Source organism: Bacillus sp. ISL-78 (assembly GCF_018613455.1).
Taxonomy (GTDB): domain Bacteria; phylum Bacillota; class Bacilli; order Bacillales; family DSM-1321; genus Peribacillus; species Peribacillus frigoritolerans.
On the sequence record NZ_JAGGQC010000014.1, the window covers coordinates 89173 to 97649 of the forward strand.

8 protein-coding genes are annotated in these 8477 nt (G+C 39.2%); 1 reads left to right on the plus strand and 7 read right to left on the minus strand.

All coding sequences use genetic code 11. The features are described 5' to 3' along the window. Nucleotides 1–11: 11 nt before the first annotated feature. From J7I96_RS16230 to J7I96_RS16260, 7 genes are all read right to left on the minus strand, one after another. Entirely contained in the window at nt 12–869 is an 858-nt protein-coding gene (locus tag J7I96_RS16230; RefSeq protein WP_214768267.1) for a triphosphoribosyl-dephospho-CoA synthase, read from the minus strand. A 15-nt stretch (nt 870–884) separates the two neighbouring features. Beyond that, nucleotides 885–2546, minus strand: a complete 1662-nt coding sequence (gene mdcA, locus J7I96_RS16235) for a malonate decarboxylase subunit alpha (RefSeq protein ID WP_214922842.1) — start codon at nt 2544–2546, stop codon at nt 885–887. A 15-nt stretch (nt 2547–2561) separates the two neighbouring features. After that, nucleotides 2562–3494: an ACP S-malonyltransferase gene (locus J7I96_RS16240; protein WP_214768268.1), complete on the minus strand. Its 933-nt coding sequence runs from the start codon at nt 3492–3494 to the stop codon at nt 2562–2564. Between the two features lie 29 nt (nt 3495–3523). Next, complete coding sequence (locus J7I96_RS16245; protein ID WP_214768269.1) at nt 3524–4162, minus strand: GntR family transcriptional regulator; 639 nt, start codon at nt 4160–4162, stop codon at nt 3524–3526. Nucleotides 4163–4965: 803 nt separating this feature from the next. Further along, nucleotides 4966–5778 (minus strand): methyltransferase domain-containing protein, encoded by an 813-nt coding sequence (locus J7I96_RS16250; RefSeq protein ID WP_214768270.1) that lies wholly within the window; start codon nt 5776–5778, stop codon nt 4966–4968. Nucleotides 5779–5946: 168 nt separating this feature from the next. Next, on the minus strand, nt 5947–6402 hold the full coding sequence (locus J7I96_RS16255) for a HEAT repeat domain-containing protein (RefSeq protein ID WP_214768407.1): 456 nt from the start codon (nt 6400–6402) through the stop codon (nt 5947–5949). A gap of 274 nt (nt 6403–6676) precedes the next feature. Beyond that, nucleotides 6677–7504, minus strand: a complete 828-nt coding sequence (locus tag J7I96_RS16260) for a TrmB family transcriptional regulator (protein ID WP_214768271.1) — start codon at nt 7502–7504, stop codon at nt 6677–6679. A gap of 139 nt (nt 7505–7643) precedes the next feature. Between J7I96_RS16260 and J7I96_RS16265 the strand changes: the two genes are divergently transcribed. Continuing rightward, nucleotides 7644–8273 carry a homoserine/threonine efflux transporter gene (locus J7I96_RS16265; protein ID WP_214922796.1) on the plus strand — a complete coding sequence of 210 codons (630 nt, stop codon included), beginning with the start codon at nt 7644–7646 and terminating at the stop codon, nt 8271–8273. The last annotated feature ends 204 nt before the right edge of the window (nt 8274–8477 follow it).

An 8477-nucleotide genomic window follows, 5' to 3' on the forward strand; every position in this document is an offset into this window, starting at 1 on the left:
GAAGTACCCCCTTAATGTATAGACCCGACTTCTTTTTGAACTACATCACCGATTATATGTCTTTGGATTTTATCCAAAAAAAGCGTAGCAGCGAGCATGTCCGCACTGCCCCCTGGAGATATATTAAGTCTCGTAAACTCTTCATCAAGTGCTTTAAGCATTTCAAGACTTCCACTCGTTAACACCGAAACTGCTTGCCTTTTAGCGAATATAAGTGCTTCAGGACCGCCTCGATGTAAAATGCATGTATCATCCAAAGAAGCAATCAAGGCTAACAGTGAATATAGTTGGGCTTCATTTTCCGAAAATCCGGATGCTCTTGCTTGCTTTAACATTGGCATGGAAACATGCACAATATGAGGAAACCCCTGTTCCGCTTCTGCTCTTGCTCCATTTACACCGTATTTTGCAGAAACAAGCATGCCATTTGTAGCGGTAATAGGACAATGTCGATCTGGATAACGGGCCGTCTCACCGGCCAGTGAAACAATTTCTTTTATTGCATAACAGCCTTTTCCCATCGCTGCAGCTGCAACCAGCAGACCAATCGCCCAAATGGCGCCCTTATGTGTGTTAACGCCACCGGTAGTTTCGAACATTCTATTTTCTCCATTACGGCCTATTGCCGCAATTTCTTCTCTTAAAGAAAGTGAGGGACTGTTGCCGTAGCTAATCAATGCAATTTGTTCAAATGTTTCCTTTAATGATCGTGCGGATTTTCGCATGAGTTCGATAGACAAATCTAGGTGGGCGCCGTTATTGACCCTATCAACAAGGCCCGGTTTCGGTGTCAGTTCGACTTCTTCTATTAAAGAATGAACTGCTGAATCAGCTGCGTTGCGGCTGAATGTCTCTTTTGCATGACTCATTTTTGCGCCTCCCGGTTACCAGCTAATAAACTTTGCCGGCGGTTCGTATAACCCATCCGACCACTGAACGATTTCCTCTATACTTTTAGCCGCCAGCAAAGACCGTTTTGCATCTGACCGGCGGATGTTCAAATCTTCTGGAAGTGCGATCAATCCTTCACGCCGCAGGCTATCAGTTCTCTTCGGATCATGTGTTAGACCAACAGGAGTTACCCCTGCGACTGCTGCAATCGCTTCTCTGCGTTTTTCCATGCTGTCCGCTTTGTATAAATAAGCGATGCCTTCTTCGGTAACGACGTGTGTAACATCATCCCCATAAATCATGACGGGTGCTATAGCGAGACTTGTATCTTCTTTGACTTTTATAGCATCCAATGATTCTACGAATATAGGTTTATTACCGGCTTGGAAGGTCTCAACAACTTGAACAACCAATTTCTTTCCACGAGCTAGCGGATCATCGGCCGTCATCATATTTAACCACGCTGGAGTTGAGTGTCGCCGTCCCCCTGGGTCATGACCCATATTTGGCGCACCGCCGTAACCGGCCAGTCTTCCCCGGGTTACAGTAGAAGAATTTCCATCCTTGTCCATTTGCAGGGTCGACCCAATAAATAAATCGACCGCATATTGCCCTGCCATCTGCGATAATGTTCGGTTCGAACGCAAAGTGCCATCGCGTCCGGTAAAAAAAATATCACGGCGGGACGCCACATACTTCTCCATACCGACTTCACCGCCAAAACAATGAACGCTGTCAATCCAGCCACTTTCAATCGCGGGAATGAGTGTCGGATGGGGATTCAATGCCCAGTGTTTGCATATCTTCCCTCTTAATCCAAGTGATTCTCCATAAGTGGGAAGCAGCAGTTCAATCGCTGCCGTGTTATACCCGATACCATGATTCAACGATAGGACTTCGTGTTTCTCATAAATACCACGAATGACCATCATCGCCTGTAATATCTGAATATCTGTAATATGCCTGGGATCACGTGTAAATAAGGGTTCAAGTTCATATGGTTCATCTGCCACAACGATATAATCGATCCAAGAAGCGGGAATATCGACACGTGGCAGTTCATCAATCAGTTCATTTACCTGAACGATGACAATACCATCACGAAATGCGGCTGCTTCAATGATGGTAGGTGTCTCTTCTGTATTTGGGCCAGTGTAAAGATTCCCATGTCGGTCTGCCTTGTCCGCAGCAACCAGTGCGACTGAAGGAATCAGGTCTATGAAAAGGCGTCCATAAAGTTCGATGTATGTGTGTATTTCTCCCATGGTTAGCTTTCCATCTTCAAGCATTTGAGCCATGCGAAGACTTTGCGGACCAGCATAAGCAAAATCGATTTTTTTTGCAATGCCATATTCAAATAAATCCAAGTGCTCCGGTCTTGAAATACTGGACATTATCATATGCAAATCAAACAATTTTTTTGGATCACTCTGTGCCAGCGCTTTTGAAAGAAAAGAGGCCTGCTTTTGATTATTTCCCTCAAGAACTACACGATCATAAGGCCTAATAACCTTTTCCATCACGTCCACAATTCGATCATTAGGGATTAACATCCCGTTTACGAGATCCTTCACACTGTCCATACGCTTTATCTTTTCTTCAAGGCGTTTCGTCCATGATCTATTTAGATTTACTACCTGTCCCGCGGATTTCATCATGGCAGCCCTCCTTTATTCATTTGATTTTTCTCGCTTTGCTATATACAGACAATCATCATAGCCATTTTCGGATATTGACATGACTCTGGCATCCGGAAATCCTTTTGCTGCTAAACGCGACAATACATTTCCTGGCGGCATTTCAATGAATAATCTTGTTCCGTTTTCGTATAAAACGGTAGAAGCATCATGCCACTGGACAGGGGATGAGATGCTTTCAGCTAAGTCCAGTCGAATATCTCCCGGATTAAACAGGAGCCGTGCCCCCCGATTGCTTACATACGGAATCAAAGGACGATGAAATGGAATATCGTCAAGCGCTTCACCGAGCTCTTGTGAAACAGATGAGAGAAGTGGACAGTGGGATGGCGTGCTGACATTCAGCAAAGAAGCACAGCGGGCCCCGTTCTCTTTGGCTACATTCAATATCCTGTTTATACCGGACAAAGCTCCCGATAGAGTTATTTGATCTGGTGCATTTTTGTTCGACATAAACACTGGGAATTCTTCATCAAAATATTGGCTTACAAGTGATTGTAGTGTATCTGCTGCCATGCCTATGACAACCCCCATGCCATATCCTTGAGGATATGCCCGTTCCATTAGTTCAGCCCGAAGCTTGACGGTATTTATAGCATCCTTAAAATCAATGACGCCCGCAGCCACTGCAGCACTAAATCCGCCCACTGAATGTCCGGCGACAAAATTTGGCATGATTCCTTCCGCTTCAAGTGCTTTAAATCCTGCGATACCAGCAGTAAAAAGGGAAATCTGTACTGACTTGGTCGAGCATAGTGATTCTTTTGAGTGGTGGTTATATACGTTTTCATTCAGTGTTTCACTTGCTGCTTCCAGCACTTGTTTGACTGCGTTGTCGCCCGGCAGTTCATTTAATAGTCCTGGCTTCTGGGAACCCTGACCGGGAAACAAAAAAGCAACCTTCAACACTCCACCTCCGTTCATGTCATGAACGACTATTTAAGCATTTTTTGAATGCTGGAAATCACATCAAGATTGTGTTTTTGTAAAACTGCTGTTAATTCATTCATGTTTTGGTCGAACAACAATTCGAAAATAATTTCATGCTCAGAAATAGATTTTTCAATGTTGTTCCCGTTTGAAAAAGATAGGCTTTGAATTCTCAACAAAGGCCAGCCAAGTTGGGAGTACATGTTTTTGATGGTTTCACTTTTACTCATTTTGATAAGACATGTATGAAAGGAATGATTCAATTGGGTATAGGAGTGAATATCTTCTATTTTCTTCATTTCTGAAAGATGCTGTTTCATTTCTTTAAGAAGTATTTGGTCTATTCCATGCTTTTTAATACGTTCCATCGCCATATTTTCCAACATATTTCGAATTTCAAGCAAATCGTAAATTTCATTTTCCGTATATTCTTTTACGATGGCGCCCTTACGCGGAATTCTTTCTACTAATCCTTCTTTTGCAAGCAAATAAATTGCCTCGCGAACCGGTGCTCTGCTCGTTCCGTATTCTTCTGCATAAATAAGTTCCACCAATTTTTCTCCTGGTTTAAGTACACCGGTTATGATTTGTTCTGTGATATGTTCCGCTATTGATTTAGATAATGCGTTATTCATAAGACCCATGAAGCACCCCCCGTTTTCAGAATACTGTCGACTGTCGGCTCAATTATACAAACAAATTAAAGAGAATTCAATATTTTCTGAAAATTTAAAATAAAGTTTGTGTTTTTTTATATGCTAGGATAATATTTTTTGAAATCCGTTCGACTGTAATTATTCGTTTGGTTAACTATGGGTGGGAATGATGAAGTCTTAGCTGCAGTACTTACAATTTTATGTTGATTGTCGACTTTATGGTGGAACAAGGCGGGTGCGGATGAAGGGGCTTTTTTAAAGCAGTTCGTTTTCGGTAGATACATGGCGTAAAACGGGAATGACACTATTGTATTAGATGGGGGGCCACTTGTTTTGACAGGCTTTTAATTATTCAGCTGATTTCGTTCCGCTCTAAATAAGGGGGATGCAAAAAATTTCGATGAGAGTGATTCCCTTAGGGGGAGGCCATTTCCAAATACCAAGGAAAGATGACCATGTTCGAACTACTTACCTTGCTACCTTGCAACAAAATTCCGATTACGAAATTAAAATTGGTTCAAATTTTTCTAAAAAAATGTCTTGAAAATATCTTGGTGCTTACCGCACTCATTACATGAATATTCTATTTCCAATGCATCTTCAGTTACTGTATGAACTGTCTCTTTTTTACAAGTTTCACAAAATCTCTTTTCGGATATTTCTTTCATTTATCATTCTCACTCCGTTTTTTCATTGTATTTGTAGCCTTGTTACTATTATTTTGCGAATATCCAACCGAAAAAATACCTTTTTCCTGAAGGGCCAGTGAAAAAGGTACTAAAATTGTTAATTTAACTTGGATTCCAATACATCAAAGCTGCATGAAACGGATATTCATATTCGTAAACTCCTTCTTTTTCCACCACATATTTATTTAGGATCGTTTTTACTTCATCATGGGAAAAATGTTCATCAAGAATTTTTGTTGTATTATCTCGGATTACTTCTTCATAGGTTGAATAGATTTTTTTACTTTTTAATTTAACGATCTTACAGTCAGCCAGTATTCCAAGTTGATACAAAACATTCAAGATGTGTATGTAATCCCGTCTTCTTAAATTAATCGTATATCCTCGTTGCTTCAATTCCATATAATGAGGTTTTTCTGGTCCGGTTGTCATACCTACTATCGCTAAACGAGCTGCAGAATCATTCATTTTTAATAAGGTATGACCGATTTCACTCATTCGGTAATAACAATTAAAACCAAATACTACATCATATTTGACTTTTTTGTTATCACTTTCCCACTTATCATGAATTAACTCCATGTTTTCGAAACCTTTTTCGTTTGCGTGGGATTCCAAAAAACTGATAATGCTTTTGGAACTATCTATACAAGTTAGCTTCCTGACTTCTTTTGCAATATCAAATGTATAATTGCCCCATCCAGGGCCGATTTCCAATACATGATCATCCTGTTTTAATAATGCCAATAACTCTTGCTGCACAATTTTTGCATAAGGTTCCACTTTATGTTGTTTTTTCGCTGCAACCTTGGAAGCCCAAAAAGCTTCTTCTGCAGCATCATCTTTTAGCCTGTTAGGTATCTTCCCAGTATGATCTGTCATTGCCTGTTTCCAAAGTTCAATATAATCTGTCATCTTTTCTCCCCTGAATTCGCATGTAGGTATTGGTTTTCAAAATTAAAGCAACAGCCAAATACTTCCTCTTTTAAATATATTAGCATACTATAGCTAAAACTTTGTTTTACATATAAGAAAAAGGAGCAAAAATTTTGCTCCTGTATCCATATTACTTATTTTTCTATTTTATCTTTTCGATAAAGCTGACCACGTATTTTCAAGCCATTTATCAAAGTCTGCTCCTTTTTCTCCCTCATATGTATCATATATATCCATTCTCATTTTCTGGAGTTTGTCTTTGAATTCGTGATATGTGTGATTTTCAGGTAAACTCTTCTTGATCCGCACTAAGATTTTGGTCAAACCTTTGATCAACTCGCCCTTTTTCCTTGCTGGCATTTGCACATTTTCGCCTAAACTTTTCAATTGACGGTAGGCTGCCTCTTGAACTTTATATACAGAATCATTATTCATGATATGTGTGAGAATGTCGATTACTTGTTTATTTTTTGATTGACCTAATTCTTCGATTGCATCTAAACGTTCTCTCCAATTAGATTTGCGATTGGCAGATTTTTTTAATTCCTCATAGTTGGCAGGTAACTCGGTACCCTTTGTTTCCTTGTTATTCAAATGAATCATTTCTCCTTCTGTCTTAGTGATCCGGATATCAAACATGTAATCCGATATGATAATCCCATTACCAAAATGGCTTATTCCTTCTTCATTATACCCTTTTCCATATTTTAATATAGTTAAATTTATCTGCCGTATCGTCAATCACCCGGGTTCCGGGACGAGATGCTTTGTCTGTCTTCAATTTACCTGCGCCTATCAACTTCAACTTTATAAGGCATAAATCCTGCCTGGATTCATGCCACTTTGAAAATGCTTTTATTATTGAACATGTACAAATCTAGTCCACGTAATGTTTTTTATTATCTGGATGAATAGAAAATTTTTTACGTAAATTGACGAGGTTTACACCAAAACTTTCTTCTAAAAGTTCCCTATGTTTCCCCATGATTTCCATGAGATACAAATCATGAATCATGACTTCTGTAATGGGCATCACTAAACCTACATGCATGGTCCATGCTGCACGGCTATCTTTACCAAGAGAGACTATACCTGCGACTACTTCAGAATCATCGCCACTGATAACAAGCCATCGTCCACCATACTCTTCTGTAATTTCATAACCCATATAATGGAGGTAAACATTTGCAAAATCACAGACGATTTCCCCATAGGCAATAATTGTTACATTGACTCCACCATTTGCGGCCTGTCTTAGTTCAGGTTCTAATTCTTCGAATTCGTCTTCCCAAATCTCTAAGAGTATTCTTTTTTTAGCAGATAATATACAAGCTTTGACCTTATCGAGTATTTCATTACGCCCCATGATATTCCAGATATTTTCACGATCATTTGCAGACCGTTCGAACTCCGCTAATGATTTTTCTGCCAGTTCAAAATTCTCTTCCGCTTTCATCCGACGGTTTTTTATTAGCTCCTTTGCAGGAACAGGAGTATACTGTGGTGTGTTTCCAGGACTGACCAGAATATCTCCGCGTATGGCGAGACTATCCAGAATTTCATATATTCTTGAACGTGGTACACCGGAGTTTTTTGCTACTGCATAGCCTGTTAATGGCGATTCTTCCAATAAGGCAAGATATGCTTTCGCTTCATATTCGGTGAAATTCAGATTTTTTAATGTTTCTAAAATGGTTTCTTTCATAAACCCTCCAACACAACCGTAGTCGCTACCTTTGTAACTAATATTTTAGCAAAATCTGTTGACGTTTTCCATTTTCATCTAATATACTTACTAAGTAGTTACTTTAGTAACCACTATGAAAGTGGGAGGGGGAATTAGTTTGGACAGCTTACTTACATACATATCAATAGTGGCAATGATGGTTATTATACCGGGAGCAGATACAATGCTCTTAGTGAAAAACACGCTTAGCCATGGTCCGAAAGCGGGACGTCATACCGTTCTCGGAATGGCAACGGGACTTTCTTTTTGGACGCTTATAGCCATTCTTGGACTATCTGTTGTCATTGCAAAGTCTGTGATTCTTTTCAGTACAATCAAATATTTGGGAGCCGCCTATTTAATTTATTTAGGGATAAAAAGTTTTTTTTCTAAAAGCGTTTTTTCCTTAAAAGAAATTCAAGCACAAGCAAATACACCTGTTAAGTATTCAAACCGGCACAATAAGGATTCCTTCATGCAAGCATTACTTAATAATATTCTTAATCCAAAGACCGTTTTAGTTTATATAACAATCATGCCACAATTTATCAATTTGAACGGAAATGTAAACCAGCAATTGATTATATTAGCCTTCATCTTAACCTTGCTCGCTGTACTGTGGTTTCTATTTCTTGTTTATCTAATTGATTACGCAAAAAAATGGATGAACAATTCCAAATTCCAGAAAGCATTCCAAAAATCAACTGGCTTAATTTTAATCGGTTTTGGGATAAAAACAGGAATTTAAATTCATTTACTCACACATTCCGTTCAGATAATTGAACGGTTTTTTTCATTTGCGAATCGGCACCGATATCTTTTTAATTATACATACGGCACTGCATTATTACATTAAGTTCCCCAACATAGTCATTAATTAATTGAAAAATAAAGGCTGTTTTCGCATAATTTGTTGCCATTTACCAAGTAATGCGGTGTGGTTGATTTCCCC

Coding starts and splice junctions, on each gene's coding strand:
- J7I96_RS16245 (WP_214768269.1), bottom strand. CDS start 4,162: ATGGGTCTTATGAATAACGCATTATCTAAATCAATAGCGGAACATATC.
- mdcA (WP_214922842.1), bottom strand. CDS start 2,546: ATGAAATCCGCGGGACAGGTAGTAAATCTAAATAGATCATGGACGAAA.
- J7I96_RS16250 (WP_214768270.1), bottom strand. CDS start 5,778: ATGACAGATTATATTGAACTTTGGAAACAGGCAATGACAGATCATACT.
- J7I96_RS16230 (WP_214768267.1), bottom strand. CDS start 869: ATGAGTCATGCAAAAGAGACATTCAGCCGCAACGCAGCTGATTCAGCA.
- J7I96_RS16255 (WP_214768407.1), bottom strand. CDS start 6,402: ATGATTCATTTGAATAACAAGGAAACAAAGGGTACCGAGTTACCTGCC.
- J7I96_RS16260 (WP_214768271.1), bottom strand. CDS start 7,504: ATGAAAGAAACCATTTTAGAAACATTAAAAAATCTGAATTTCACCGAA.